The following is a 26,107-nucleotide window of genomic DNA, read 5'->3' as shown; positions in this document are numbered from 1 at the left end:
GCCCGACAGTTCGACGCCGCCGCCCAACCCAGTTGCCGCCACGTGGTGGCCAGATGCCGACAGAAAAGCCGCTACTCGTCGTCGCTGACCGTGACCTGCGCCGTCCGCAGGACCTTGTCCGCCATCTCGTAGCCCGGCCGGTAGACGTCCTCGACGGTGCCCGCCGGCTGGTCGCTGTCGACGCGCATCATCACCTCGTGGCGCTGGGCGTCCACGTCCGCGCCCGGCTCCGGGCGAATCTCCTCGACGCCCTCCGATTCGAGCACGCGGTCGAACTCCTTGCGCGTCAGTTCCACGCCCTCCCGGAGCGCCTCGACGTCGTCGCTGTCCTCGTCGAGCGCGCGCCCGAGGTTGTCCCGCACGTCCAGTAAGCGCTCCACGAGGTCCTCCGTGGCGCGCTCCCGAATCTGGTCCTGTTTGCGCTTCGCGCGCTGCTTGTAGTTCTGGAAGTCGGCCTGCTTCGTCTGGAGGCGCTCGGTCAGGTCGTCGACCTCCTCGCGGGCGTCCGAAAGCTCGGCTTCCAGTTCCGCGACGCGCGATTCGAGGTCTGCCACGTCGCTGGCGAGGTCGTCGCCCGCTTGCTCGCGCACGCGGTCCGCGAGCGCCTGCTCGGACTCCGCCGGTGCCTGCGCGTCCGCGTCGGCGTCCTCGGCCGCCTCCGCGGCTCCCTCGGCGTCGTTGCTCATACGCGAGAGAAACGCCCGCTCGGGTATACGGATTTCGGGACGCCCCGCGTCTCCCGTCCGCCCGTCTCGCCCTCGACGACCGCTCGGGCGGCGTGACACCTCACGAACCGGTAAATTACTGCCAGTTGTCGGGTGGCGAAAAGGCTACGTGGGCGGCCGAGAGTGCCACCCGCATGCACGGGTTCACGGGCGGGGGTCTCGCGCTCGGATTCGGCTGTGGCGTCTCGCTCGGCGCGGTGCTCGGCGCCGCCAACGACAGCCTCGCGTACCTGCTCCCGGTCGCACTCGGCGTCGGCCTCACGCTCGGCGTCGCCGCGAACGTCCTCGCCGACGAACTGGAGTTCTGAGCCGGGGCAACGGCTATCCCCGCGGCTCGCGTCTCCCTAACCGTGGCCGACGACTTCACGCTCACGCAGTTCGGCGTCGTCACCGGTCTCGTGCTCGGCTTCGGCGTCGCGCTCGTGACCTACCTCACGGCCGCCGATTTGGCGCTCGCACTCGCGCTCGGGTTCGGACTCGGCGCCGCGTTCGCCGTCGTGCTCAGCGCCGCGCAGGCAGACGACTAATGTCGGCCCGGCGCGTACCGCGGGCCGTGACGGTTCGCCTCGCGTTCGAGGACGGCACGCTGCGCGTCGACACCGAGGACCGCGACCTGCTGGACGCGCTCCCCGGCGTCGCCTACGACGAGCGCACGGAGACGGGGCGCGCGCCGGCGATGCGGTACGCCGCGGTCGTAGACGCGCTCCGCCACCGCGGCATCGAGTTCGACGACGACGCGCTCGCCGCGGAGCGACTCGACGTGACGTCGACCTACGAGCTGCGAGACTACCAGCGCGACGCCCTCGACGCGTGGCAGACCAACGACCGGCGGGGGGTACTCGAACTCCCCACCGGCTCCGGGAAGACGGTCATCGGCCTGAAGGCCATCGAGGCGGTCGGCGAGACGGCGCTCGTCGTCGTCCCCACAATCGACTTGCTGACGCAGTGGCGACGCGAACTCGCCCGCGAGTTCGACTGCGAACTCGGCCAGCTCGGCGGCGGCGAGCAGACCGTCGGCGAGATTACGGTGGCGACCTACGACTCCGCGTACCTGCGCGCCGACGACCTCGGCGACCGCTTCGGCCTCGTCGTCTTCGACGAGGTCCACCACCTCGGCGGCGAGGGGTTCCGCGACACCGCCCGACTGCTCGCCGCGCCCGCGCGCCTCGGCCTCACCGCGACGTTCGAGCGCCCCGACGGCGCCCACGAGACAATCGCCGACCTCGTCGGCGACGCGGTCTACCGGCTCTCAGCGGACGACCTCGCGGGCGACCACCTCGCGGACTACGACGTGAAGCGAATCGAGGTCCCCCTGACCGCCGAGGAACGCGAGGCCTACGAGGACGCACAGGGGACGTTCACCGACTACCTCCAGCAGTCGAACATCCAGTTCCGCTCCGGGAGCGACTACCAGGAACTCGTCAAGCGCTCGGGCACCGACCCGCGAGCGCGGGCGGCCCTGCTCGCGAAACAGCGCGCCCGCCGCATCGTCCGCGAGAGCGACGCCAAGGTCGCGGAACTCACGGAGATTCTGGACCGCCACCGGGGCGACCGCGTCATCGTGTTCACCGCGTCGACGGACCTCGTCTACCGGCTCTCCGAGCGCTTCTTGCTCCCCGCCATCACCCACGAGACTGGCGCGAGCGAGCGCCGCGACGTCCTCTCGAAGTTCCGTGACGGCACGTACTCGCGGGTCGTCACCGCGAACGTCCTCGACGAGGGCGTCGACGTGCCGGACGCGAACGTCGCCGTGGTGTTCGCGGGCAGCGGGAGCGAGCGAGAGTTCACCCAGCGCCTCGGGCGCATCCTCCGCCCGAAAGCCGACGGGGAGCGCGCGCTCCTCTACGAACTCGTGAGCGCGGACACCGCCGAAGAACGAGTCGCGGACCGCCGGCGCTAGTCCTCGGTGAGGTCGACGTTCGGCGTGAAGTCCGACACGTTCGCGAACGCCACGTCGTACGTGATGCGGAACGTCGTCGTGGAGTGCGGGCCGAGGTCGACTTGCCTGACCTTCGTGGACGCGTTCCCGTTGAGTTCGCTGTTCACGTAGACGGTGCCCGACGCCTCGCGGTCGCTGGGGTTCGAGATGGTGGCGTCGAAGTAGAGGTGGCCGTCCTCGGTCTCTCCGAAGTCCGTACTCGACACTTGGAGGACGTTCTCGTCGCCGCCGCGGCGCAGACAGCCCGCGAGCGCGAACGCCGCGCCCGCGGCCGCCGTCCGCCCGAGCAGGGTCCGCCGCTTCATACCTCCGAGTCCCGGCCTGCGGGCAAGTATCTTCTGTCTTTTTGTGCGCCCGGCGCCTACCCGGCGCCGTGCTGACGAAAGACCTCCTCCGCGTGTCTCGCGCGGGCGGCGGCTACCACCCGCAGTTCGCCGACGCGACCGACGAGGCGCTCGCCGGGCGCGTCCTCGGGACGTTCCAGGGGCACGTCGGGGAGGAACGCGGCGCGCTCCGGGACGCCCTCTCGGCCCTCGAAACCGACGCCGACGACTTCAAACTCGTCCGGGGATTCGCGCACCTCGTGGAGCGCGACGCCGAGTTCGCCGTCGAGTCTGCGGTCGACCCGCGGAGCGCGCGCCGCGCCGCCTTCGACGCCGGCGAGGACGTCGGCGTCGTCACCGGAGCCGAGCGCGACGAGGCGCTCGCGCTCGCGGCCGACCGGTTCCCCGGCGACCCGACGCCCGACGACATCGCGGCCTCGCTGTACGCCGACCGGGAGACCCGCGAGATGCTGGAGCGCGTCGCGCCGCGCTGGAACCCCGCGTCGCTGGTCGCGCAGTACAACCTCTCGCTCGCGCAGACCGCGCTGTTCGACGCGACCGAGATGCGCGTGCGGTCGTCGGACCCGCGCTCGCTCGTCTCGGCGGTCAAGCGCCTCGGCCTGCTCTACGAGGTCGTTCCGGTCGCGGACGGCCGCGAGGTCGTGCTGACGGGGCCAGACGCGTTATTCCGGAACACGCGCCGGTACGGCACGCGGTTCGCGCGCGTCCTCCGCGCCGTCGCCGACCAACCCGAGTGGCGCGTCGAAGCCACGGTGGACGACCGCGGCACCGAGCGCCTCCTGACGCTCGACGACGGCGACCTCTCGGTGCCGGACGCCGACCCCGTCACGGACGTGTCCTTCGACAGCGGCGTCGAGCGCGAGTTCGCGGCGCGCTTCGGGTCGCTCTCGCTGGACTGGTCGCTCGTCCGGGAACCCGACGTGCTGGACGCCGGCGACCGCCTGATGGTGCCGGACTTCGCGTTCGAGTACGACTACGGCGACGCCCGCGTCTACTTCGAGATTATGGGCTTCTGGACGCCCGAGTACGTCGAGAAGAAACTCGAACAACTCGACGCCACCGACGAGACGCTGCTCGTCGCCGTCGACGCCAGCCTCGGCGTCGGCGAGGAAATCGAGGCGCGCGACCACCGCGTCGTGGAGTACTCGGGGTCGGTGCGCGTCAAGGACGTGGTGAACGCCCTCTCGGACCTCGAAGCCGACCTCGTCGCCGCGAATGCCGACGCGCTCCCCGACGAACTCGCCCCGGACGACGACGCGATTTCCATCGCGGCTCTCGCCGAGCGCCACGGCGTGAGCGCCGACGCCATCGAATCGAAGTCGTTCCCCGACCACGAGCGCCTCGGGCGCACCCTCGTCCGTCCCGCCGTCTTGGACGACATCGCCGCCGACCTCGAAGCCGGACTCTCGAAGGACGACGCCGAGGCTGTCGTCTCTGAGTACGGCATCGACGACCCGAGCGCCGTGTTCTCCCGGCTCGGCTACCGCGTCGAGTGGGAGGGACTGAGCGGCGGGACGCTCCGCGAGAAGGACTAGACCACGTCCCGCTGGTGGCCCTTCGGCATCATCGACTTCAGGGTGCCGTGGGTGAACAGGCCGACGCCGATTGGTTCGACGCCGGCCGCGAGTTCGTGGGCGACGATCAGGTAGCCCCAGTCGCCGTCCCAGTCGAGGTCGATGTCCTCGCCCATGGTGAATCGCTTCGCGCGCTCGTCGTCGAGTTCGAGGACGTTCTTCGTCGCCTCGCCCCCGAACCGCTGGACGGCGTCGGTCGTCGGCTTCCAGTGCTCTTGTCGCGTGCGCAGGAGTTTCAGGCCGAGTGCCTCCACCGGCACCGGGCCGTCGAGGTCGTACGGGAGCGCCCACACCTTCCCCTTGCCCTTCTCCCAGAGCGTGTACTCCGCGAACGCGTCCTCGGGGACGCCGAAGCGCTGGACCCACCAGTCGACGACGGCTTTCCGGCTCGGCCGCCCCTCCACGTCGCGCTCGCTGCCCGTCTCCGGCAGTCGGTCGAACTGCGTGCCGTCGTTTTCTCTCATGCCGTCACCTCCAGTTTCGCCGCGAAGAACCCGCCCGTGTCGTTGTGGTGCGGGTAGTACCGCCGCGTCTTCGTCAGGCTCTCGTCGTACGATTCGCCGCTCCACTCGGTCAGCCCCGGCACCGAATCGAGGCCGGTGTCGAATTCCACCAGTTCGCAGTCGCCCGCGTCGAGGACGGAATCCACGACGGCCTCGTTCTCCTCGGGCGCGAACGTACACGTCGAGTAGACGACGGCGCCGCCCTCGCGAGTGAGTTCGACGGCGCGCTCGAGGATGTCCGACTGGAGCCGGCCGAGATTTTCGCTGGCCTCGGCTCCGGCACCCTCCAGCGCGTCCGGATTCTTCCGAATCGTCCCCTCGCACGTGCAGGGCGCGTCCACCAGCGCGCTGTCGAACGCCTCCACGTTCGGGAACGCGTCCAGCGTCGCCCGGCGCGCGTCCGTGTTCGTCACCGCCGCACAGGTCACGCCGAGCCGGTCGCAGTTCCCGCGGAGCGCCGACAGCCGCCCGAGGTTGTCGTCGTTCGCCACGACCAGCCCGTCGTCCTCGATTTCAGCCGCCAACTGGGCCGTCTTCCCGCCGGGCGCGGCACACGCGTCCCACACCACCGACCCCGGCTCCGGGTCGAGGACGGCCGGCGGCACGCAGGACACCTCCTCTTGTCCGTGAATCCAGCCGTGTACGTACGGCCACGTGTTCCCCGGCTTCCCCGTGTCCACTTCCAGTACGCCCGGATGCCAGTCCCGCTGCTCCACTTCGACCCCGGCGTCTTCGAGCGCCGCCACCGCGCGGTCCGGCGACGCCTCGATGGGGTTCACGCGGACCGTCGTCGGCAGCGGGCGCTCGCAGGCGTCGAGGAACGCGTTGAACTCCTCGATTATCGGCTCGTACCGCGAGAGCGCGTCCATTGACACCGGGTAGGCGGGACGCCGGTTTGTGGGTTGCGCTCCCGCCCCCGGCTTTAAGCGACGGCCGCGCGAAACCGCGACCATGGCTCGCGTCCGCGTCAAAACCGAGTTCGACCTCGACTCGCCCACCCTCGTCGAAGGCCTCCCGGGCGTCGGCCTCGTCGGGAAAATCGCCACCGACCACCTCGTCGACACCTTCGACATGGAGTACGTCGCCAGCGTCGACTGCGACGGCGTCCCCCGCGTCGCCGTCTACGACGGCGGCGACCACGACGTGCTCGCGCCCGTCCGCATCTACGCCGACGAATCCCGGAACCTCCTCGCGCTCCAGAGCGACGTCCCCGTCTCCCGCGGGAACGGCACCGAGTTCTCGGACTGCATCACCGGCTGGCTCGAAGACCGCGACGTCACCCCGCTCTACCTCAGCGGCCTCCCCGCCCAAGACCTCGAAGCCGGCGACCTCCCCGACGTCTTCGGCATCGCCACCGGCGACGCCGGCACCCGCCTCGAAGACGCCGGCATCGACGCCCCGCCCGAGCGCGGCGTCGTCGGCGGCCCCACCGGCGCGCTCGTCAACCGCGCCAGCGAGAACGACCTCGACGCCATCGGCCTCGTCGTCGAATCCGACCCACAGTTCCCCGACCCCGCCGGCGCCAAACGCCTCCTCGACCACGCCATCGAACCGCTCGCCGGCATCGACGTCCCCACCGACGACCTCGTCGACCGCGCCGAAGACATCCGCGACCAGAAAGAACGCCTCGCCCAACGCATGCAGGAAGCCAGCGAAGAAGAGTCGACGCAAGCCCGCCCCATGCGGATGTTCCAGTAGGCGCTTTTACTCTGCGTTCGGCGCGCTTCGCGCGCCTCACTCGGTAAAACCGACACCAAAAGCACTCCTCGCTCCCGTTGTCTGCGGGCGACCCACGAGTCGCCCGCAGGCCTGAGGGACGGCAAAGCCGTCCCTCTCTGGTCGCTCGTCGGCCTGCGCTCACGGCTTCGCCGCTCACGGGTCACTCCGTTCCCCCGTTCGCGCATTCCGAGGCGGCTCCGCCGCCTCGCGCCGCTCGCGCAGTGAACCGCTTCGCTCGGGCTTTTCAAGCCGCTCGCTCGCGGATGCTTGCTATCGGTTGTTTGGGTGGTGTCGATATCGGTTGATCAATCGGCCACGAACTGTGAGAAATCTGGAAACCGCGCTTTTCGGGCCGGAAGTCGTCGTTTTCGTATGCAGGTCGTCTTCCATCACGCGCGCCGCGAGGAGGCCGAGCACGTGCTCGCGAACGTCGAGAATCTGCTCGGCGACGACACTGTCGCCGTCGAGGACGTGGCGGTGGTGGCGAACGCCGACGGCGTGCGCACGCTCACGGCGCGCTCCGAGCACGCGATTCGCGTGCGGACACTCCGCGAGGACGACGGGGTGCGGTTTGCCGCGTGCCGGAACTCCCTGCGCTCGCGGGACATCGAGGCGTCCGCGCTCGCCGACGGCGTCGAAACCGTTCCGGCGGGCGTCGGCGAACTCGCGCGACTGCAGGACGACGGGTATGGGTACGTGAAAGATTGACTGCGGTGTTGCTCGCGTCGGCGAGCGATTGACCGACCACCCCACACCGCCAAGAGTTATCAGGGCCCGCGTCCCCCGTGGTGGTATGACGGAGTTCTCCGAGCGCGTAGAGCAGGTCTCCATCAGCGGCATCCGGGAAGTGTTCGAGGCGGCGGGCGAGGACGCCATCAACCTCGGCCTCGGTCAGCCCGACTTCCCGACGCCCGAGCACGCCCGGCAGGCCGCCGTGGACGCCATCGAAGCCGGGAAGGCCGACGGCTACACGTCCAATCGCGGGACGCCCGGCCTCGTGGACGCCATCGTGGACAAGCACGCTCGGGACCAGGGCGTCGAGGTCGCGCCCGAGGGCGTCATCGCCACCGCGGGCGGGAGCGAGGCGCTCCACCTCGCGCTCGAAGCCCACGTCGACCCCGGCGAGGAAGTCTTGTTCCCGGACCCCGGGTTCGTCTCCTACGACGCGCTCACTCGCATCGCGGGCGGCGAGCCGGTCGGTCTCCCCCTGCGCGACGACCTCACCCTCGACCCCGCGACGGTCGAGGAGCGCATCACCGACGACACCGCGGCGTTCGTCGTGAACTCTCCCGCGAACCCGACTGGCGCGGTCCAATCGACCGAGGACATGCGGGAGTTCGCGCGCATCGCGGACGAACACGACGTGCTCTGCATCTCGGACGAAGTGTACGAGCACATCGTCTTCGAGGGCGAGCACCGCTCGCCGATGGAGTTCGCGGAGACGGACAACGTCGTCGTCGTGAACGCGTGCTCGAAGACGTACTCGATGACGGGGTGGCGACTCGGCTGGGTCGCCGCGAGCGAGCGCCGCGCCGAGCGCATGCTGCGCGTCCACCAGTACGTCCAGGCCTGCGCCAGCGCGCCAGCGCAGTACGCGGCCGAGGCCGCGCTCTCCGGCCCGCAGGACGTGGTCGACGAGATGGTGGCGTCCTTCGAGGAGCGCCGCGACGTGCTCTTAGACGGCCTCGAAGACATGGGGCTGGACGTGCCGACGCCGCAGGGCGCGTTCTACGCGATGCCGAAGGTGCCCGAAGGCTGGGTGGACGCGGTCATCGACGAGGGCGTGGTCGTGGTGCCCGGGTCGGCGTTCGGTGACCACGGCGAGGGGTACGCGCGCATCTCCTACGCCACCGACATGGCGCAACTGGAGGAAGCAATCGAGGCGATGCGCGCCGCGACGAACGCCGTCCGGTAGCGTAAGTACCGACTAACTGTTTTCGCTCGCGCCGAAGCGACTCGGGTGCGTCTCGTCCAGTTCGCGCTCCCAGCCGACAGCCGCGAGTCCGTGCTCGCCGTCCTCGACGACGAGGGCGTCGACTACGTGCTCGTGGACGGCGCCGACGACACGCTCGTCGAATTTCCGCTCCCCGCACAGGCCGTCGAGCCCGTCCTCTCGGAGTTGCGGGACGCCGGCCTCGACGACCGCTACGTCGTCGTCGCGAGCGCCGAGAGCGCCGTCACCGAGCGCTTCGACGACCTCGAAGCACGGTACGTCGAGGGGAGCGAGGCCGACGAGTCCATCGACCCCGACGAACTCGCGGCGACCGCCCGCGACATGACGCCGAACGCCGCGACCTACTACTCGATGACGGTGCTGTCGGCGGTCGTCGCGCTCGCCGGCCTGCTGCTGGACTCGCCCGCGCTGGTCGTCGGGTCGATGGTCATCGCGCCGCAGGTCGGCTCCGCGCTCACCGCCGCCGTCGGCGTCGTGCTCGCCGACCGCGGGATGATTCGCTCGGGCCTCCGCGCGCAGGTCGTCGGCCTCACCGTCGCGGTGGCGGGCGCCGCCGCGGTCGGGTGGCTCGTACAGGCGGCGTCGTTCGTCCCCGGCGCCCTCGACGTGACCACGGTCACGCAAATCAGTCAGCGCATCTCGCCGGGCGCGCTCTCGCTCGTCGTCGGCCTCGCCGCCGGCGCCGCCGGGTCGCTCGGCCTCGCCACCGCGCTCCCCGTCTCGCTGGTCGGCGTGATGATTGCCGCCGCGCTCATCCCCGCGGCCGCCGCCGTCGGCGTCGGCATCGCGTGGGGCCTCCCGGTGGTCGCGGCGGGCGCCGCCCTCCTGCTCGCGTCGAACTTCGCCGCCATCAACGTCGTCTCGCCCGCGGTCCTCTGGACACTCGGCTACCGGCCCGCCGACTGGGGGGACGCGCCGTGGCGGCGGTACGCCCGCGTCGGCGCCGTCGTGCTCGTGCTCGGCGCGGCGTTCGCCGGCGCGGCCGCACTCACCGCCGACCAGATGGCGTTCGAACGAGACGCGAACCGCGCCGTCGCCGACACGCTCGACGCCGACGAGTACGACGACCTGACGCTCGTCGGCGTGCGCTCGACGGTTCCGGTCGCGGGCGGCGACTACGGCGTCACCGTCGTCGTGGAGCGCCCGGACGACCGCTCGTACCCCGAACTGGCGGGCCGGATTCGGGGCGCGCTCGCGGACCGGACCGGGCGATTAGTGCCCGTCGAAGTGCAGTTCGTGGACCGCGACCGCGTGCCGCCCTGACAGTTATGCCCGCATAGACCCATGGTAACAGTATGCACGTCTCGCGGCACGGCGAGGGCGCGCGCGCCGACCTCGCCGCGCTGGCATCGCAGGTCCACCCCGTGTTCATGCTCCCGCCGCTCGCCGCGTCCGCGTTCGGCGCGGTGCTCGCCGGCGAATTCCGCCTCGGCGTCGCCGCCGTCCACCTCACCGCGATGTTCGCGGCCGTCTACACCGCCCACGTCAAGGACGGCTACGTCGACTTCCACCTGCGCGGCGAGGACGACGACCATCCGATGACCGAACCGGGGTGTCGGCGCGCCATCCTCGCGTCGACGCTCGCGTTCTTCGCCTGCACCGCGGTGCTCTGGTGGCTCGTCGGCCCGGGCGCCGCCGCGCTCGCGCTCCCGGCGTGGCTCATCGCGTACCACCACGCCCCCCAACTCGACACGAACCCCGTCACCACGACGACGGGCTACCCCCTCGGCATCGCAATCTCACTGCTCGGCGGCTACTACGTCCAGGTCGGCGCGCTCGCGGTTCGCCCGCTCGCGTTCGCCGTCGTCCTGCTCGTCCTGCTCGCCGGCGTCAAGGTAATCGACGACGCCCAGGACTACGACTACGACCGCTCCATCGACAAGCGAACCGTCGCCGTCGTGCTCGGCAAGCCGGCCGCACGCCGGTTCGCGTTCGGCCTGATGGCGACGGCGATGGCCGGCGTCGTCGCGTTCGCCGCGGCGTCGGTGTTCCCGCCCAGCGCCGTCGCCGCCGTCGGGGCCTTCGGCGTCGTCGCCGCGTTCGCAGCGCGCGCCGACTCCACGATAGCCACGATGCTGCTCGTTCGCGGCTGTTACGTCTTCCTCGCCGTGCTCGTCGCCGCCGTCTGGTTCCGGCCACTGGCCTAACACTTATCCCCGCCCGCGATTCGATGCGGACATGGACAGACTCGCAGTGCTCGGCGGCACCGCCGCCGGTGCGACGGCGATTACCGTCGCAATCGTGCGATTCGGGACGCCCGAAGCCGTGCTCGGCGCGCTCCTCGTCACCGGCGTCCTGACCGGTTCGGTCAGCCGGCGGTTCCAGTCGGAGTTCCTCGACGCGTTCGCCGCCGGCGCGCTCGCGTGGGCGGTCGCGGTGACCGTCGTCGCGTTCGGATTCGACGGAATGGCCGCCGCCAACGAGTTCTCGCGGAGCATCCTCAACGTCGGCCTCCTGATGTACCTCGCCGCCGTCGCGTTCTCGCCGCTGCCGGGCCTGTGTGCCGCCGCCGGTGGCGGCGTCGGCGCGCGCGTCCAGTACGCAGTCCGCGACCGCCTCGACGCGTAGCCGGTGGCCTCAAGGCCGCCGAGTGCTACGCCTTCGGTATGTCCGACTGGCTGGACGACGACGTCCTCGCCGAGCAGTACGCGGACGCGTCGAACCTCGCCGCCCGCCACGTGTTACACGCGCGCTTCTCGACGGCCGACACCGACCGCTACGAGTGGCTGTTCGACCAGTTCGACCTCCCCGAGGACGCCGCCGTGCTCTCGCTGGGCGCCGGCCACGGCGCGCTCTGGGCGACCGACCCCGAGCGCGTCCCCGACGGCTGGGACGTCACCGTCACCGACGCCTACCAGGGGATGGTGATGGACGCCATGGAGGCGCTCGGCGAACTCGACCGGGAGTTCCACTTCGACGTGGTCGACGCCCGCGACGTGCCCTACCCCGACGACTCATTCGACGCCGTCACCGCCCACCACGTCCTCTCGCACCTCGACGACGCCGACCGCCAGACCGCGCTCGCCGAGATTCGCCGCGTCCTGAAGCCCGGCGGGAAACTGTACGCCTCGGCGACCGGCGCCGACCACCTCGCCGAACTGTACGACGCCGCGAGCGCGTTCGGGGACGCGCCCGACCGCTCGGCGTTCTCGCTGTCGAACGGCGCCGACCAACTCCGCGAGCAGTTCGAGGACGTGGAGCGCCGCGACTTCGAGGACGCGCTCGTCGTGGACGCGCCCGCCCCACTGGTCGCGTACGTCGTCTCGCTCCCGGGTTTCGACCCCGCCGACGGCCGCGACCTGGAGGCGGCGTTCCGCGACCGGATGGCCGACGGGTCACTCGAGCTCACCGTCGACGCGGGCGTCTTCGTCGCCACCCACGAACCCTGAGGCGGGTTCGACGCGCCCAAGGCTTATTCGGCGCGTCGGCGTACGTCGCGGTCCATGGACAAGACCCTGCTCGGGCCGGGCTCGGCCGACCTCGCGGAGAGCGACCTCGACCACCTGACGTACTCCGTCGCGGTCGCCACCGAACACGAGACGCACGTCGACGTGAAGTTCTCGGGCGTCGCGTGGCCCGAGGGCGGCCTCGAACACCAGGTCCGCACCGTCCTCGACTTCGTGGAGCGCGCGCTCGGTGACGTGGGCGGGACGCTCGACGACGTGGTGATGCTCCGGTGGTTCGTACTCGACGACCACCTCTCCCGGGAGACGCAGGCCCGCATCAACGACGTGCGGGCGGAGTTCTTCGACCCCGAGCACTACCCGGCGAGCACGATGGTCGGCGTGTCGAGTCTGCTCGACGACGAGATGCGATTCGAACTCGAAGTCGAAGCCGAAGTTCCCCACGACGACTGGACGACCACCGCGTTCGTCGGCGACGAACACGAGGAGGTGCCGGGGGAGACGGTGCGGGACCTGTTCGGGGACGGCGAACAAGCGGCTCCCGGCGACGGGGACGGGGACGGCAGCGAGCAGGCCGAGAACTGACTACTTCGCGGTCGAGACGATTTTCACGACGTCGCCCTCTTCGAGTTCGTACCCCTCGCCGACCTCGCGGTTCGTCTTGGCGTTGACCGCGTGGAGGTAGCCGTCGCCGATGTCGGAGTGGACGGCGTACGCCAGGTCGACGGGCGTCGACCCGGATTCGAGGAGGAACGCGTCGGGCAGGACGTTGCCCTTCGCGTCGGTCCACTTCGACTGGTCCTGCACGGGGTACGCGGTCACCATGTCGAGCAGGTCGTAGACGGCGTAATCGAGGGCCTGCTGGACGCCCGTGCCGCCGTACTCCGCCATCGTCTCGCGGAGCGCGTCGAGGGTCTCGCGTTGCTCGTCGCTGACCTCGCCCGTAATCGCGAAGTCGTCGTCGCCCGGGTCGTAGTCGATAAAGCCCGCGTCGGCGCCCCGGCGGAGCGCGAGTTCGCCCTGCGCCGTCGCCGGAATCACGGGCTTGTCGAGGTCGAGCAGGCGCTCGACGTTCTCCTCGGGGGCCACGTCTATCTTGTTCGCGACGACGACGATGGGTTTCGTGCGCTGGCGGACGCCGCGGGCGAGCGCCTCGCGGTCCTCGTCGGTCCACTGGATCGGGTCCTCCGGGTAGTCGAACTCCCGGAGGACGGCGGCCACGTCGTACTCGGACGCGCCGAACCCCGTCATCAGGTCCGTGACGGCCTCCTCGAGGTCGAAGCCGGGCGAGCGCGACTGGCGCTCGACGGACTCCCAGTTGTCCGCCACGATGCCCGCCAGCCAGAGGTCCATCTCCTCCTCCACGAAGTCGATGTCCTCCACGGGGTCGTGGCTCCCGACTTCGACGGGTTCCCCCTCCTCGTTCGTCGCGCCGGAGGCGTCCACGACGTTCACGATGACGTCCGCGTTCGACAGTTCGTCGAGGAACTGATTCCCGAGGCCCCGTCCCTCGTGGGCGCCCGGAACGAGTCCCGCCACGTCCAGCAGTTCCACGGGGACGTAGCGCTTCCCGTCGCGGCAGTGTTCGTGCCCGCAGCGCTCGTCGCGCGTGAGACACGGGCACTCGGTTCGGACGTGGGTCACGCCGCGGTTCGCGTCGATGGTGGTGAACGGGTAGTTCGCCACGTCCACCTCCGACCGCGTCGCCGCCGTGTAGAACGTCGACTTCCCGGCGTTCGGCTTCCCGGCGAGCGCGATAGAGAGCATACCGTCAGATTCCGTCAGCGCGGGAAAGCGTCTTTCGGTTGGGAAACGCCCGCACCCCGGCCAAAAGAATCATCCGGGTGTTCTGGCAATCCACCGGGTGATGAACGATTTGGAAGTCGCCCTGCGTCTCGTCGCTGGTGTCGGACTGATACTGGCGAACGGCTTCTTCGTGGCCATCGAGTTCGCGCTCACTCGCGCGAGACAGTTCACCGAAGACGAGTTCGTGGACGGGAACTCGCGCCTCGAACGCGCGTGGGAGATGACGAACGACCTCGAACTCTACCTGACCACCTGTCAGGTCGGGATTACGGCGTCAAGCATCGCGGTCGGTATCGTCGCCGAGCCCGCGCTCGCGGCCATCTTCGAGCCGCTGTTCGCCGGCACGACGCTGGCGACGGTGGGCGCCGGCGCGCTCATCGCGTACTTCATCATCAACCTCGTCCACCTCACGCACGGCGAACAGACGCCGACGTACCTCGGCGTCGAGCGCTCCCGGTGGGTGTGCAAGTGGGGCGCCGCTCCGCTGTACTGGTTCTACGTCCTCATCTCGCCGCTCATCAAGCTCGGTGACGCGGTCGCCAAGTGGACGCTGAAACTGTTCGGCGTCGAGATGACGGGCGCGTGGCTCGAAACCGAAGAGGACGTCATCGAGTCCCGCGCCGAACTCCGGAATCGCCTCCACAGCGTCCTCGGGCAGGGGGAACTCTCCGAGGAGCGCCGCGAGGAAGTCCTCGGCGCGCTCGACATCGGCCGCATTCCGGTCGAGGACATCGCCGTCGACCCCGCGGACGTCGTCGCGCTCTCCACCGACGACGACCTCGAGACGAACCTCGAACGGATGTCGACGACGCCCCACGTCCGCTACCCGCTCGTCGGTGAGTCGATGGCCGACTTCCGAGGCATCGTCTACCTCCCGGAGGTGTTCCGCGACCTCGACGACCTCCGGGACGGCACCGCCACGCTCGCCGACATCGCGCACTCCCCGATGACCATCGAGGCCGGCACGTCCGTCAGCGAAGCCATCGACCGCTTCCAGGCCGAACGACAGGAACTCGCGTTCGTCACCGACGGCGACGACGTCCTCGGCCTCGTCACCGTCACCGACGCGCTGGAAGCCATCGCTGGCGAGGTCGAAGACCCGATAGACGACGAGAACTGACGCGCTTTCTCACTCCTGTTCGCGGTCCGCCCGCGATTGCAGGTGCATCTCGCCGCGCGCCCGGATGACGCCGTCGACGTCGGCGTCCGGGTGGACGTAGACGTCGTCGCCCGAGACGTCGCCGAGCACGACGGCGTCGGCCTCGACGCGAACGTCGCCGTCCCGCGTCGTCACGTCGCCGTGAATCTTCGTGCCGGACCCGACGCTCACGTCGTCCTGAGCGCGCAGACTCCCGAACACGTTGTCGTTCGCGCCGACCTCGATTTCGGTGGCGCGGATGTTGCCGTGGAGGCGGCAGTCGCTCCCGATGCGGGCGGGCGTGGAGACGCGCCACGCGTCGTCCGAGACGCTCGCGGAGCGCGGAATCGTCAGCGGTTGGGCGTCCCCGTCGGTCGCGAGTTCGTCCACCAACTCTTGGGCTTCGTCCTCCTCGCCGAGATGCAGGAGGTGGGTGAGGTACATCACGAAGAACGTGATGGTGGGCATCGGGTTCCGAATGACAATCCAACCGGAGGCCTCGAAGCCCTCCTCGATGTCCACGTCGTCGCCGATGTCGAGGTCGCCGCCGACCACGAGGCGGCCCGTGATGTGGGCGCGCTCCCCGAGGTAGGCGTCCTGTTCGACGAGGACGTTGCCGTCGACGTCACACCACATGTCGAGGCGGCAGTCGCCCTCGGCCTCGATGTCGCCGTCGAAGGAGACGCGTTCGCCGGCGACGACGCTCCGGCCGCGAACCCCGAGTTCCACGGTGGACTGGCCGCCGACGAGCACGTCGCCGTCCGTCACCAGGTCGTGTTCCCGGACCGTCGTCCCGTCCGGTATCACGAGTTCCTCGATTGGGTTCGCGCCCAGCACATCCCGTCCCACTCCTCCCATCGCAATAAACCCCGCGAGACCGTCGGACGACCGTCAGACGGCGGACTTTTGTCGGCTGGACGGCTACGCCGCACCATGACTACGCTCTCCTTCGAGGAAGACGGCGTGGACGTCGTCTACGAGGGAACCGAGTTCCGGATGGAGAAGGCGCTCATCGAGGACGCCACCCAGAAGGACTACCACGACGTCACCGACCACGAGGTCCTCCAGTTGGTCGAACCGAACCCGACGCTCTCCGGGGAACCCCGGCGCATCGGCGACATCGTCTCCTGACCACCATGGCAACGTTTACGTCCGACGACGCCGAGGTCGAACCATGACCTCGCCCGTCGACCAGTTCCGGCACGACTCGTGGGTCGCGGCGCTCGGGACGTTCGTCAGCTACGGCCTCGTGCTCGTAGTCATGACCGCTCTCCTGTTCCTCGTGCCCTACGGCCTGTTCCGGTTCCTGTAACCCGGAACGGGCGTCGAGGCCGCCGTTTTGCGCTGTCGCGGTCTGTTCTCACCCGTAGTTTGCGAGACATTAACAATCAGTAGCGCGTACGTCCACCGACCGTGGCGACCGACCAAACCGACCGCGTTCCGGGTGCCGCGAGCCGCGCCGCACGCGGGGACGCCCACGCCGACGCCGCGGCGTACGCCGACCTCGCCGCCGACCTCCGCGAGGCCGTGGACGGCGACGTGCGATTCGACGAGTACGCCCGCGTCCTCTACGCGACCGACGGCAGCATCTACGGCGCGAAACCGGCGGGCGTCGTCGTTCCCCGCGACGTCGAGGACGTGCAGGCGGCGGTGCGCGTCGCCGCCGACCACGACGCGCCGGTGCTCCCGCGGGGCGCCGGCTCCTCGCTCGCCGGGCAGACCGTCGGCCCCGGCTGCGTCGTATTGGACGCGAGCAAGCACTTGAACGACGTTCTCGACGTGGACCCCGAGGCGAAGCAGGCGACCGTCAGGCCCGGCGTCGTGCAGGACGATTTGGACGCCCACCTCGCGCAGCACGGCCTCAAGTTCGCACCCGACCCCGCGTCCGCGAACCGCGCCACGATTGGCGGCGGCATCGGCAACAACTCCACGGGCGCCCACTCCGTCCGGTACGGCATCACGGACGCCTACACCGACTCGCTGCGCGTCGTGCTCGCGGACGGCACGCTGTTCCACGCCCGCGAGGTCGTCCTCGACTCCCCGGAGTGGGACGCCCTCGTCGCGAAGGACGACCGGGAGGCCCACATCTACCGCGAGATTCGCCGACTCGTCGAGGAGAACGCCGACGAAATCGACGCGCGCTACCCCGAACTCAAGCGCTGCGTTTCGGGGTACAACCTCCACAAGGCCGTCTACGAGACCGCGGACGGCGAGACGGCGCTAAACCCCGCGAAACTGCTCGTCGGCGCGGAGGGCACGCTCGGCGTCGTCGTCGAAGCCACCCTCGACTTGGTCTCGGTGCCCGACGAGACGGCACTCGGCGTCTACTGCTTCCGGGACCTCGTGGACGCCGTCGCCGCCGTCCCGCGCGCCCTCGAACTGGACCCGAGCGCCGTCGAACTGATGGACGACGAAGTGTTCGCGCTCGCCGCCGACGCCCCCGAGTACGCCGCGTACGCAGAACCGATTCCCGACGACTGCGAAGCCGCGCTGATGTTGGAGTTCGACGACGAACGCCACGCCGACCTGCGGGAGGCAGTCGGCGGCGCGACCCGCGAGTTCGTCGCGGAGGGCGCTGCGTTCGACGCGCTAGAGGCGTTCGACCCGGACGAGCAGGCCGACCTCTGGAAACTCCGGAAGGCCGCCATCCCCCTCCTGATGAGTCTGGAGGGCGACGCCAAACCCTACCCGTTCATCGAGGACGCGTCGGTGCCGCCCGAGGAACTCGCGGAGTACGTCCAGTCGTTCGAGTCGATTCTCGCCGACCACGACACCTCCGCGGCGTACTTCGCGCACGCCGGCGTCGGCACGCTCCACGTCCGCCCGATTCTGAACCTCAAGGACGGACAGGGCGTCGAGACGATGCGCGCCATCGCCGACGACGTGACGGACCTCGTGTTGGAACACGGCGGCGCGTTCTCCGGCGAACACGGCGACGGCCTCGCGCGGACGTCGTTCAATCCGAAGATGTACGGCCCGGACCTCTGGGCCGCGTTCAAAGACCTCAAGTCGGCGTTCGACCCGGACTGGCGGCTGAATCCGGGGAAGGTCGTCTACCGCGACGAGGGCGACGTGGCCGACCCGAGCGACCTCCGCGAGGGCGAACCCGCCGACGTGCGCGAGTTCCTCCGGTACGGCGCGGCCTACGAGACGGTCGAACCCCAGACCGAACTCGACTTCGCCGACGACGGCGGCTTCGCGCACCTCGTCGAACTCTGCAACGGCTGTGGCACCTGCCGGCAGACCGACTCCGACGTGATGTGTCCGACCTACCGCGCGACCCGCGACGAAATCGAGACCACTCGGGGGCGCGCGAACCTCCTGCGGGCCGCCATCGCCGGCGACCTCCCCGAGAACGAACTGTACACCGAGCGCTTCCAGTCCGAGGTACTCGACCTCTGCGTGGGGTGCAAGGGCTGTGCGAGCGACTGCCCGACCGGCGTCGACCTGGCGAAACTCAAGTCCGAGGTGAAACACCAGTACCACGAGCGCGAGGGCGCGCCTCTCCGCGACCGCCTGTTCGCGGACGTCCACCGGCTGTCGGCGTGGGGGAGCCGGCTCGCACCGGTCTCGAACTGGCTCCCCGAGGTGCCGGGCGCACGCTGGCTCGCCGCCCGAACGCTCGGCGTCGCGCCCGAACGCGACCTCCCGACGTTCCGTCGCACGACGTTCACCGACTGGGCCGAAGCGCGGGAGCCGAGCGTCCCGGACGACCCCGCCGACCGCGTCGTCCTCGTTCCCGACACGTTCACGGAGTTCACCGACCCCGCCCCGGGGAAGGCGGCAGTCGAGGTCCTCGAAGCCGCCGGCGTGCGCGTCGAAATTGCGGACGCCCGACCCACGGGCCGGCCCGCGTACTCGCTGGGGTTCCTCGACCGCGCCCGCGACCGCGCCGCCGCGACCGTGGACGCGCTCGCGCCCCACGTCCGCGACGGCTGGACGCCCGTGTTCGTGGAGCCGGCCGACGCCTCGGTCGTCCGCGACGAGTACCGCGACCTGCTCGACGGCCCGGACGTGGCCCTCGTCTCGGAGGCCGCCCGGGGAATCACGGAGTACCTCGACCGCGAGCGCGCGGACGAACGCCTCGACTTCGGCGACGTGGACGAGTCGCTGACCCACCACGGCCACTGCAATCAGACCGCGCTCGGCACCGACCACCACGCGGTCGGCGTGTTGCGCCGCGCCGGCTACGACGTCGACCCCGTGGACGCGACGTGCTGCGGGATGGCCGGGAGTTTCGGCTACGAGCGCGAACACTACGCGCTCTCGCAGGCAATCGGTGACCGACTGTTCGAGAAAATCGGCACATCAAGCGGCGACAGCGTGGTCGCCTCGGGGACGTCCTGTCGGACGCAACTCCGAGACCGCGAGGACGGATTCCGGGCGGTCCACCCGGTGGAGAAAGTGGCCGAGGCGCTCGCTTAGGCGAACGTCCGGGACGGCTCCGCAGACGCCGCGTCGGCGTCCTGTTCGAGTTTCTCGCGGGCGTTCTCGAAGTCCTGCATCGTGATCTGCTCGCGGTCGTCGCGGATGGCGAACATCCCGGCTTCCGTACAGATTGCCTTCACGTCCGCGCCGGAGAGGTCGTCCGTGTCCGCGGCCAGTTTCGCGTAGTCCACGTCGTCGGCGACGTTCATGCTGCGCGTGTGGATGCGGAAAATCTTCTCGCGGCCGGTGACGTCCGGGTTCGGGACCTCGATGAGGCGGTCGAAGCGGCCCGGCCGGAGGATGGCGCGGTCGAGCATGTCGAAGCGGTTGGTGGCCGCGATGATGCGAATCTCGCCGCGCTCGTCGAAGCCGTCCATCTCCGAGAGCAACTGCATCATCGTGCGCTGAACCTCGGCGTCACCCGACGTCTTCGAGTCCGTGCGCTTGGACGCGATGGCGTCGATTTCGTCGATGAAGACGACGGCGGGCTCGTGGTCGCGGGCGACCTGGAACAGGTCCCGGACGAGTTTCGCGCCCTCGCCGATGAACTTGTGGACGAGTTCGGAGCCGGCCATCTTGATGAAGGTGGCGTCGGTCTGGTTCGCGACCGCCTTCGCCATCAGCGTCTTCCCGGTGCCCGGCGGCCCGTGGAGCAACACGCCGCTCGGCGGGTCGATGCCGACGGTCTCGAACAGTTCGGGGTCCTTCATCGGGAGCTCGACCGTCTCGCGCACCTCGCGGAGTTGGTCGTCGAGGCCGCCGACGTCCTCGTAGCCGACGTCGGGGGACTCCTCGACTTCCATCACGCGAGCGCGGACGTCGGCCTCGTCGTCGAGTCGGCGAACGATAGAGAGTGAGTTGTTGACGGCGACGCGAGCGCCGGGTTCGAGGTCCTCGCGGAGTTCGTCGGTGACCTCGGTGAGCGCCTCCTGGTTGTTGCCGTGCTGTTTGATGACGGCGCCCTCGTCGTTGAGTTCCTGGACGGTGGCGACGAACAGCGGCGACTGCTTGAGTTTCTTGTTCTCGTGGGAGAGGCGTTCGAGTTTCTGCTGGTACTTGTTGTTCTCCGCGTTGGCGTCGAGCAGGCGGTCCCGCATCTCCTCGTTCTCGTCTTCGAGCGAGGAGAGCCGGTCCTCGAGCGCCTCGATTTTCTCCTGCTGGGAGGCGCTCTCGTCGTATGGAAGCTCGACGTCCTCAACGGTCTCGGTCATCACGAGTCGGTAAGGCGCTGGTTCATAAGAGGCTTCGGGTGGTCGCACCCGGCACCCCGTGAATTACTAGTGTGCATTTTCAATAGCGAAACCATTATCTAAGTGCATCCAGAACGAGTGTGTATGAGCGCCACCGCAATCGACGCCGACACGGTCGAAGCGCTGGAGGACCTGCCGCCCAGCGCGAAACTCGTCGCGAAGGTACTGGAGTACAACGACACCCTCACGCAGAGCGAACTCGCCGAGGAGACGCTGCTGCCCGCCCGCACCGTCCGGTACGCGCTCACCCGACTCGAGGAGCGCAACGTCGTCGAGTCCCGGTTCTCGTTCTCGGACGCCCGCAAGCGCCTCTACACGCTCGCCTGACCGCTCGACGCCCTCCGCGACCCCAACCAGACTGTCCCATCCCGCCGCCCGTCTGGTCCTCCACCCGACAAGCGCCGAACCTTTATCCGGCGTAGCGCTACACTCTCACAGCAAATGGCACGCGTCATCCACACGGGGGACACCCACCTCGGGTACCGCCAGTACCACTCCCCCGAGCGGCGCGAGGACTTCCTCGACGCCTTCCGCAGCGTCGTCGACGACGCCGTCGACGAGGACGTGGACGCGGTCGTCCACGCCGGCGACCTCTACCACGACCGCCGCCCCGGCCTCCGGGACATCCTCGGTACCATCTCCGTCCTGCGACCGCTACGGGACGCCGACATCCCCTTCCTCGCCATCGTCGGGAACCACGAGGGCACGCGGGACGCCCAGTGGCTCGACCTCTTCGAGACGCTCGGGCTCGCCGAACGCCTCGACAGTTCCGGGCGGGAAGTCGGCGACACCGTCTTCTACGGCCTCGACTACGTCCCCGAGTCCAAGCGCCCGGACCTCGACTACCAGTTCGAGGCCCGCGACGCCGAACACGCCGCGCTCGTCTCCCACGGCCTGTTCACGCCGTTCGCGCACGCCAACTGGGACCTCGACGAGGTGCTCCGCGAGTCGAACGTCGACTTCGACGCCGTCCTGCTCGGCGACAACCACGCCGCCGGCCAGAAGCGAATCGAGGACACGTGGGTGACGTACTGCGGGTCGACCGAACGCGCGAGCGCCAGCGAGCGCGACCCCCGCGGCTACAACATCGTGGAGTTCGCCGAGGACGTCGGCATCTCGCGGAAGGGACTGGACACCCGCGAGTTCGTGTTCGTGGACGTCGAACTCGGGCCGGAAGACGGCACCGCGTACGTCCGCGAGCGCGTTCGAGAGCGCGACGTGGCGGACGCCGTGGTCGTCGTCACGGTGGAGGGCGACGGCGAGAACGTCACGCCCGCCGACGTGGAGCGCTTCGGCGACGAGCAGGGCGCGCTCCTCACCCGGGTCAACGACCGCCGCGAAGTGGAGACTGACACCGAGGTGGAGGTGTCCTTCGCCGACCCCGACGACGCCGTCCGTGAGCGCGTCCGCGACATGGGACTCGGGGAGGCGAGTCTCGACATCGACGAGACGGTGCGGGACCTCGACCTCGCGGACTCGAACGTCCGGGAGCGCGTGAAACAGCGCGTCGAGGACGTGCTGGAGGACGGCGACGCTGACGGCGAGGACGACATCGAAACCGAGGCGGACGACGAGACGGACGACGGCGCCCGAACCGCCACCATGGAGGAGTTCCGATGAGGTTCACGCGCGTCTCCCTCCGGAACTTCAAGTGCTACGAGGACGCTGACGTGCCCCTCGACCCCGGCGTCACCGTCATCCACGGCCTCAACGGGAGCGGAAAGTCGAGTCTGCTGGAGGCGTGTTTCTTCGCGCTGTACGGCGCGACGGCGCTCGACAAGAACCTCGACGAAATCGTCACCATCGGCGCCGAGGAGGCCGAAATCGACCTCTGGTTCGAGCACGCGGGCGGCGAGTACCACGTCCACCGGCGCGTCCGGAACACCGGCGAGCGCGCGTCCACGCCCGACTGCACGCTGGAGACTCCCTCGGGGAGCATCGACGGCGTACAGGACGTGGAAGCCCACGTCGCCGACCTCCTGCGGATGGACGCCGAGGCGTTCGTGAACTGCGCGTACGTCCGGCAGGGCGAAGTGAACAAACTCATCAACGCCTCTCCGAGCACGCGCCAGGACATGCTCGACGACCTGCTCCAGTTGGGGAAACTGGAGGACTACCGCCAGCGCGCCGGGGACGCCCGCCTCGGCGTCGAGGACGTGAAAAGCAACGTCGCGGGGAAACTCGACCAACTGGACGAGCAAATCGAGGCCAAGGAGGCCGAGGACCCCCACGAGGCGCTCGCCGCGCTCGAATCCGAACTCGCCGACCGAACCGACCAAATCGAGAACTACGAGGAGCAACGCGACAGCGCCCGCGAGACGCTGAACGACGCCGAGGACGTGCTGGAGCGCTACGAGGAGAAACGCGAGGAACTCGCCGACGTGACCGAGAAAATCGCCGACGTCCGGGAGTCGATCGCGGAGACCGAGAGCGAGCGCGACGACCTCGGCGACGAGGCGACCGAGCACCGCGAGCGCGCCGACGAACTCGCGGACGAGGCCGACGACCTGCTCGCGGAGACCGACCTCGACGACGCCGACCCGGGGGCGGTCGACGCGCGACGCGGGGAACTCGCCGAGGAGCGCGAGCAGGTTCAGGCCGACATCTCCGAGGTGGCGCCCGAGGTGTCGAAACTCAAGACGGAGGCCGACAACGCTGACGAGCGCGCCGCCGACCTCGAAGAACGCGCCGAGTCGCTCCGCGAGGACGCCGACGCCCTCACCAGCGAGGCCGAGGACGCCGAGAGCGAGCGCGAGACCGCTGTCGAGCGCATCGCGGAACTGGACGAGGAAATCGAGGCCGCGAAGGCCGACTTCGGGGACGCGCCCGTCGAGTTCGGCGACGCCGAATCGTTCCTCGCCGACGCGAAAGAAGCGCGCGAGGACCTTCGCGAGGAACGCGAGGAGATTGCCGCCGACCTGCAGTCGGCGAGGGACCGCGTCGCGGAGGCCGAGGAACTGCTGGACGCAGGCAAGTGCCCGGAGTGCGGGCAGCCGGTCGACGGGTCGCCCCACGTCGACGGCGTCGAGGAGTACCGGGAGCGCGTCGACGACCTGAAGAGCGAACTCGCCGACGCGGAGGACGACCGCTCGGACGCGACCGAGCGCGTGGAGCGCGCCGAAGCGCTCGTGGAGCGCGAACGCGAGGTCGCGGACCTCGAACGCGACCGCGAACTCGCCGTCGAGAAGCGCGACGAGCAGGCCGAGGCGGCCGCGGAGGCCCGCGAGCAGGCCGACGCGAAGCGCGAGGAAGCGCACGAACTGGAAGCCGAGGCCGAGGACGCCCGGAACGAAGCCGAGGCGAAACGCGAGGAGGCCGAGGCGAAACGCGGGGAACTCGCGGACCTGAACACGCGGGCCGAGGACCTGAAGGAGCGCGTCGAGCGACTCGGCGACCTCGCGGACGTGCTCGACGAGGTGGCCGACCACCGCGAGGAGGTCGAGCGACTCGCCGAGAAGCGCGCGTCGCTCGCCGAGCAAAACGAGGAGCGCCGCGACCGACTCTCGGACCTGCGGGAGCGCAAGCAGTCACTCGAAGCCGACTTCGACGAGGACCGCATCGAGCAGGCCGAGGCGGACAAGGAGCGCGCCGCGGACTACCTCGAACAGGTCGAACCGAAACTCGAATCGCTGCGCGAGGAGCGCGACGAACTGCAGGCGAAGGTCGGCGCCGCCGAGAACGCAATCGAGGAATTGGAGGCCCTGCGAGACCAGCGCGAGCGCGTCGCCGCGCGCTTCGAGGAACTGGACGAGATTCACGGCGAAGTCTCCGAGTTGGAGGCGATGTACGGCGACCTGCGCGCGGAGCTCCGCCAGCAGAACGTGACGAAACTCGAACGCCTCCTGAACGAGACCTTCGAGTTGGTCTACCAGAACGACTCCTACGCGCGCATCGAACTTTCGGGCGAGTACGAGCTCACCGTCTACCAGAAGGACGGCGAACCGCTGGAACCCGAGCAACTCTCGGGCGGTGAGCGCGCGCTGTTCAACCTCAGCCTGCGGTGTGCAATCTACCGCCTGCTCGCAGAGGGCATCGACGGCGAGGCGCCACTCCCGCCGCTCATCCTCGACGAGCCGACCGTGTTCCTCGACTCTGGGCACGTCTCCCAGTTGGTGGAACTGGTGGAGTCGATGCGCCGGATGGGCGTCGAGCAAATCGTCGTGGTGAGCCACGACGACGAACTCGTGGACGCCGCCGACGACGTGGTTCGCGTGATGAAAGACGCCACGTCGAACCGGTCGCGCGTGGTGCGCGACGAGTCGGAACTGCTAGCGGACTGATTCAGTCGCGGAGTCTGTGGATTCCCCGCTCGCCGGTCTCGGTGAGTTCGTAGCCGCGCTCGCCACCGACCGTCGTCTCCGCGACGAGGCCCGCCGCCCGCAGTTCGGTGAGCGCGCCGAGGAAGTCGCTCTCGCAGGCGTCGTAACTCCCGAGCATCTCGCGGGCGGCCAGCGGCCCGCGGTCCGCGAGGTCGACGAGGACGCCGAGATGCCAGTCGTCGTGGCACGCTCCCAGGACGGTACGCACCGCCTCGGGGACGGCGGTGGCGAGCGCGCCGAGCGGTGATTCGCCGCCCGCGGGTTCGAGGTCGTCGTTCGGGCGGTGTTCGGTGTCGCCGGTCGCGGGGTCGCGGACGAGACTGCTGTCGCTGCTTTCCTTCAGGAGAACGTACAGCGTGCCGTCGTCGTCGCGGACCGTGCGCATGGGTAGTTGTGGGTCGAAGCGGGAGTCAGTCGTCTCGGGTGTAGACGCGGTACTTGTAGTAGCCGTAGACGAAGAGGACGACGCCGGCGGCGAAGAGGCTACCGCCGGTCTGGAGGTCGCCTTCGAAGCCGGCGAGCATCGCGCCGATGCTCGCCGCGCCGAGCGCGAAGTTGAACACGAGGACGAGCCACCAGAACTTCCGCTGGAGCTCGGGGCTGGCGTCCGACTCGTCGGGGACGTCGATGGACGGCGCGAGCTCCTGCTCGGCCTCGGACTCCTCGTCGGCGAACGGTACGTCGTCGAGCACACCCGAAACTGCGTGGTGTGGGAGGAAAGCGTTACTGGTTCAGAGGGCGTCGCCCAGCGCGACGGCGTTCGTCGCTTTGAGCCACGCGAGCGGATTCTGGGCGTCGTAGAATACGACCCCGTCCTCTGTGTCGTAGGACTCCACGCTCTCTCGGGCCTCGTCACCCTCGGGCAGCTGTGGGACGTCGTTCTGGCGATGCCGGTCGCCCGCTGCGTGGTCGCTCACGTCTGTCACCTCGAACTTTGGTAAGGAGTAACATGGTATAAGCCTTCTCCCCGTGACTGAATTCGCCGGGGCGGGACGGGCTACTTT

The 26,107-nt window shown here is 69.5% G+C and carries 29 protein-coding genes; 19 read left to right on the top strand and 10 right to left on the bottom strand.

Annotated features, from left to right (window positions below; genetic code table 11):
* Nucleotides 1–71: 71 nt before the first annotated feature.
* Entirely contained in the window at nt 72–686 is a 615-nt protein-coding gene (locus LT972_RS10325; protein ID WP_232570110.1) for a nucleotide exchange factor GrpE, read from the bottom strand.
* Between the two features lie 173 nt (nt 687–859).
* On the opposite strand from LT972_RS10325, the gene LT972_RS10320 reads away from it, so the two are divergent.
* From LT972_RS10320 to LT972_RS10310, 3 genes are read left to right on the top strand one after another with little or no spacing between them, the layout of a single operon-like run.
* A complete protein-coding gene (locus tag LT972_RS10320) occupies nt 860–1,033 on the top strand; it encodes a hypothetical protein (protein WP_232570109.1) in 174 nt (57 codons plus the stop codon).
* 42 nt (nt 1,034–1,075) lie between these two features.
* Complete coding sequence (locus LT972_RS10315) at nt 1,076–1,252, top strand: hypothetical protein (protein WP_232570108.1); 177 nt, start codon at nt 1,076–1,078, stop codon at nt 1,250–1,252.
* Nucleotides 1,252–2,625 (top strand): DEAD/DEAH box helicase, encoded by a 1,374-nt coding sequence (locus tag LT972_RS10310; RefSeq protein ID WP_390226309.1) that lies wholly within the window; start codon nt 1,252–1,254, stop codon nt 2,623–2,625. The genes LT972_RS10315 and LT972_RS10310 overlap by 1 nt, the downstream gene beginning before the upstream one ends.
* Here the strand turns inward: LT972_RS10310 and LT972_RS10305 are convergent.
* On the bottom strand, nt 2,622–2,969 hold the full coding sequence (locus LT972_RS10305; protein ID WP_232570106.1) for a hypothetical protein: 348 nt from the start codon (nt 2,967–2,969) through the stop codon (nt 2,622–2,624). The two genes, LT972_RS10310 and LT972_RS10305, sit on opposite strands and share 4 nt — an antisense overlap.
* Before the next feature lie 68 nt (nt 2,970–3,037).
* Here LT972_RS10305 and LT972_RS10300 point away from each other — a divergent pair, with 68 nt between their 5' ends.
* Nucleotides 3,038–4,543, top strand: a complete 1,506-nt coding sequence (locus LT972_RS10300; protein ID WP_232570105.1) for a DUF790 family protein — start codon at nt 3,038–3,040, stop codon at nt 4,541–4,543.
* Here the strand turns inward: LT972_RS10300 and LT972_RS10295 are convergent.
* Both LT972_RS10295 and LT972_RS10290 read right to left on the bottom strand, forming a co-directional pair.
* The gene (locus tag LT972_RS10295) at nt 4,540–5,046 is read right to left on the bottom strand and encodes a DUF7122 family protein (RefSeq protein ID WP_232570104.1); all 507 of its coding nucleotides are present in this window, start codon (nt 5,044–5,046) and stop codon (nt 4,540–4,542) included. The genes LT972_RS10300 and LT972_RS10295 overlap by 4 nt on opposite strands.
* Nucleotides 5,043–5,954 carry an RsmB/NOP family class I SAM-dependent RNA methyltransferase gene (locus tag LT972_RS10290; RefSeq protein ID WP_232570103.1) on the bottom strand — a complete coding sequence of 304 codons (912 nt, stop codon included), beginning with the start codon at nt 5,952–5,954 and terminating at the stop codon, nt 5,043–5,045. Before LT972_RS10290 ends, LT972_RS10295 begins: the two co-directional genes overlap by 4 nt.
* 82 nt (nt 5,955–6,036) lie before the next feature.
* Between LT972_RS10290 and LT972_RS10285 the strand changes: the two genes are divergently transcribed.
* The 8 genes from LT972_RS10285 to LT972_RS10250 all read left to right on the top strand — a co-directional run bounded on the left by LT972_RS10285 (nt 6,037) and on the right by LT972_RS10250 (nt 12,747).
* A complete protein-coding gene (locus LT972_RS10285; protein ID WP_232570102.1) occupies nt 6,037–6,783 on the top strand; it encodes a proteasome assembly chaperone family protein in 747 nt (248 codons plus the stop codon).
* Between the two features lie 393 nt (nt 6,784–7,176).
* Nucleotides 7,177–7,512 carry a DsrE family protein gene (locus LT972_RS10280; protein ID WP_232570101.1) on the top strand — a complete coding sequence of 112 codons (336 nt, stop codon included), beginning with the start codon at nt 7,177–7,179 and terminating at the stop codon, nt 7,510–7,512.
* 85 nt (nt 7,513–7,597) lie between these two features.
* Nucleotides 7,598–8,719 (top strand): pyridoxal phosphate-dependent aminotransferase, encoded by a 1,122-nt coding sequence (locus LT972_RS10275; protein WP_232570100.1) that lies wholly within the window; start codon nt 7,598–7,600, stop codon nt 8,717–8,719.
* Nucleotides 8,720–8,764: 45 nt separating this feature from the next.
* Nucleotides 8,765–10,021, top strand: coding sequence for a TIGR00341 family protein (locus tag LT972_RS10270; RefSeq protein ID WP_232570099.1), 1,257 nt, complete (start codon nt 8,765–8,767; stop codon nt 10,019–10,021).
* A 32-nt stretch (nt 10,022–10,053) separates the two neighbouring features.
* On the top strand, nt 10,054–10,905 hold the full coding sequence (locus tag LT972_RS10265; protein ID WP_232570098.1) for a UbiA family prenyltransferase: 852 nt from the start codon (nt 10,054–10,056) through the stop codon (nt 10,903–10,905).
* A gap of 31 nt (nt 10,906–10,936) precedes the next feature.
* Nucleotides 10,937–11,326: a hypothetical protein gene (locus LT972_RS10260; RefSeq protein WP_232570097.1), complete on the top strand. Its 390-nt coding sequence runs from the start codon at nt 10,937–10,939 to the stop codon at nt 11,324–11,326.
* Between the two features lie 38 nt (nt 11,327–11,364).
* Nucleotides 11,365–12,147 carry a class I SAM-dependent methyltransferase gene (locus tag LT972_RS10255; RefSeq protein ID WP_232570096.1) on the top strand — a complete coding sequence of 261 codons (783 nt, stop codon included), beginning with the start codon at nt 11,365–11,367 and terminating at the stop codon, nt 12,145–12,147.
* Nucleotides 12,148–12,201: 54 nt separating this feature from the next.
* Nucleotides 12,202–12,747 (top strand): RidA family protein, encoded by a 546-nt coding sequence (locus LT972_RS10250; RefSeq protein WP_232570095.1) that lies wholly within the window; start codon nt 12,202–12,204, stop codon nt 12,745–12,747.
* Here LT972_RS10250 and LT972_RS10245 read toward each other — a convergent pair whose 3' ends face one another.
* Nucleotides 12,748–13,929 carry a redox-regulated ATPase YchF gene (locus LT972_RS10245; protein WP_232570094.1) on the bottom strand — a complete coding sequence of 394 codons (1,182 nt, stop codon included), beginning with the start codon at nt 13,927–13,929 and terminating at the stop codon, nt 12,748–12,750.
* Nucleotides 13,930–14,029: 100 nt separating this feature from the next.
* On the opposite strand from LT972_RS10245, the gene LT972_RS10240 reads away from it, so the two are divergent.
* Nucleotides 14,030–15,088, top strand: coding sequence for a CNNM domain-containing protein (locus tag LT972_RS10240; RefSeq protein WP_232570093.1), 1,059 nt, complete (start codon nt 14,030–14,032; stop codon nt 15,086–15,088).
* A gap of 9 nt (nt 15,089–15,097) precedes the next feature.
* Here LT972_RS10240 and LT972_RS10235 read toward each other — a convergent pair whose 3' ends face one another.
* Nucleotides 15,098–15,964, bottom strand: a complete 867-nt coding sequence (locus LT972_RS10235; RefSeq protein ID WP_232570092.1) for a polymer-forming cytoskeletal protein — start codon at nt 15,962–15,964, stop codon at nt 15,098–15,100.
* A gap of 75 nt (nt 15,965–16,039) precedes the next feature.
* On the opposite strand from LT972_RS10235, the gene LT972_RS10230 reads away from it, so the two are divergent.
* The 3 genes from LT972_RS10230 to LT972_RS10220 all read left to right on the top strand — a co-directional run bounded on the left by LT972_RS10230 (nt 16,040) and on the right by LT972_RS10220 (nt 19,531).
* The gene (locus LT972_RS10230; protein WP_232570091.1) at nt 16,040–16,237 is read left to right on the top strand and encodes a DUF5800 family protein; all 198 of its coding nucleotides are present in this window, start codon (nt 16,040–16,042) and stop codon (nt 16,235–16,237) included.
* Between the two features lie 43 nt (nt 16,238–16,280).
* Entirely contained in the window at nt 16,281–16,418 is a 138-nt protein-coding gene (locus LT972_RS10225) for a hypothetical protein (RefSeq protein WP_232570090.1), read from the top strand.
* A 101-nt stretch (nt 16,419–16,519) separates the two neighbouring features.
* Nucleotides 16,520–19,531: an FAD-binding and (Fe-S)-binding domain-containing protein gene (locus tag LT972_RS10220; RefSeq protein ID WP_232570089.1), complete on the top strand. Its 3,012-nt coding sequence runs from the start codon at nt 16,520–16,522 to the stop codon at nt 19,529–19,531.
* Here the strand turns inward: LT972_RS10220 and pan1 are convergent.
* Entirely contained in the window at nt 19,528–20,745 is a 1,218-nt protein-coding gene (gene pan1, locus LT972_RS10215) for a proteasome-activating nucleotidase Pan1 (protein WP_232570088.1), read from the bottom strand. The two genes, LT972_RS10220 and pan1, sit on opposite strands and share 4 nt — an antisense overlap.
* 123 nt (nt 20,746–20,868) lie before the next feature.
* Between pan1 and LT972_RS10210 the strand changes: the two genes are divergently transcribed.
* The 3 genes from LT972_RS10210 to rad50 all read left to right on the top strand — a co-directional run bounded on the left by LT972_RS10210 (nt 20,869) and on the right by rad50 (nt 25,064).
* Nucleotides 20,869–21,111, top strand: coding sequence for a MarR family transcriptional regulator (locus LT972_RS10210; RefSeq protein ID WP_232570087.1), 243 nt, complete (start codon nt 20,869–20,871; stop codon nt 21,109–21,111).
* Nucleotides 21,112–21,225: 114 nt separating this feature from the next.
* The gene (mre11, locus tag LT972_RS10205) at nt 21,226–22,404 is read left to right on the top strand and encodes a DNA double-strand break repair protein Mre11 (RefSeq protein ID WP_232570086.1); all 1,179 of its coding nucleotides are present in this window, start codon (nt 21,226–21,228) and stop codon (nt 22,402–22,404) included.
* The gene (gene rad50, locus LT972_RS10200; protein ID WP_232570085.1) at nt 22,401–25,064 is read left to right on the top strand and encodes a DNA double-strand break repair ATPase Rad50; all 2,664 of its coding nucleotides are present in this window, start codon (nt 22,401–22,403) and stop codon (nt 25,062–25,064) included. The genes mre11 and rad50 overlap by 4 nt, the downstream gene beginning before the upstream one ends.
* Before the next feature lies 1 nt (nt 25,065).
* On the opposite strand, the gene LT972_RS10195 is transcribed toward rad50, so the two are convergent.
* Genes LT972_RS10195 through LT972_RS10185 form a run of 3 tightly spaced genes read right to left on the bottom strand, consistent with a single transcriptional unit; the run spans nt 25,066 to nt 26,029 of the window.
* A complete protein-coding gene (locus LT972_RS10195; protein ID WP_232570084.1) occupies nt 25,066–25,488 on the bottom strand; it encodes a DUF7346 family protein in 423 nt (140 codons plus the stop codon).
* A 25-nt stretch (nt 25,489–25,513) separates the two neighbouring features.
* Nucleotides 25,514–25,795: a DUF7322 domain-containing protein gene (locus tag LT972_RS10190; protein ID WP_232570083.1), complete on the bottom strand. Its 282-nt coding sequence runs from the start codon at nt 25,793–25,795 to the stop codon at nt 25,514–25,516.
* 39 nt (nt 25,796–25,834) lie between these two features.
* Nucleotides 25,835–26,029 carry a DUF7331 family protein gene (locus tag LT972_RS10185; protein ID WP_232570081.1) on the bottom strand — a complete coding sequence of 65 codons (195 nt, stop codon included), beginning with the start codon at nt 26,027–26,029 and terminating at the stop codon, nt 25,835–25,837.
* Between the last annotated feature and the right edge of the window lie 78 nt (nt 26,030–26,107).

The sequence above is a fragment of the Halobacterium litoreum genome, from assembly GCF_021233415.1.
Classification (GTDB): Archaea; Halobacteriota; Halobacteria; order Halobacteriales; family Halobacteriaceae; genus Halobacterium; species Halobacterium litoreum.
The sequence above is the reverse complement of the archived record's forward strand: the minus strand, read 5'-3'. Positions and strand labels throughout refer to the sequence as shown.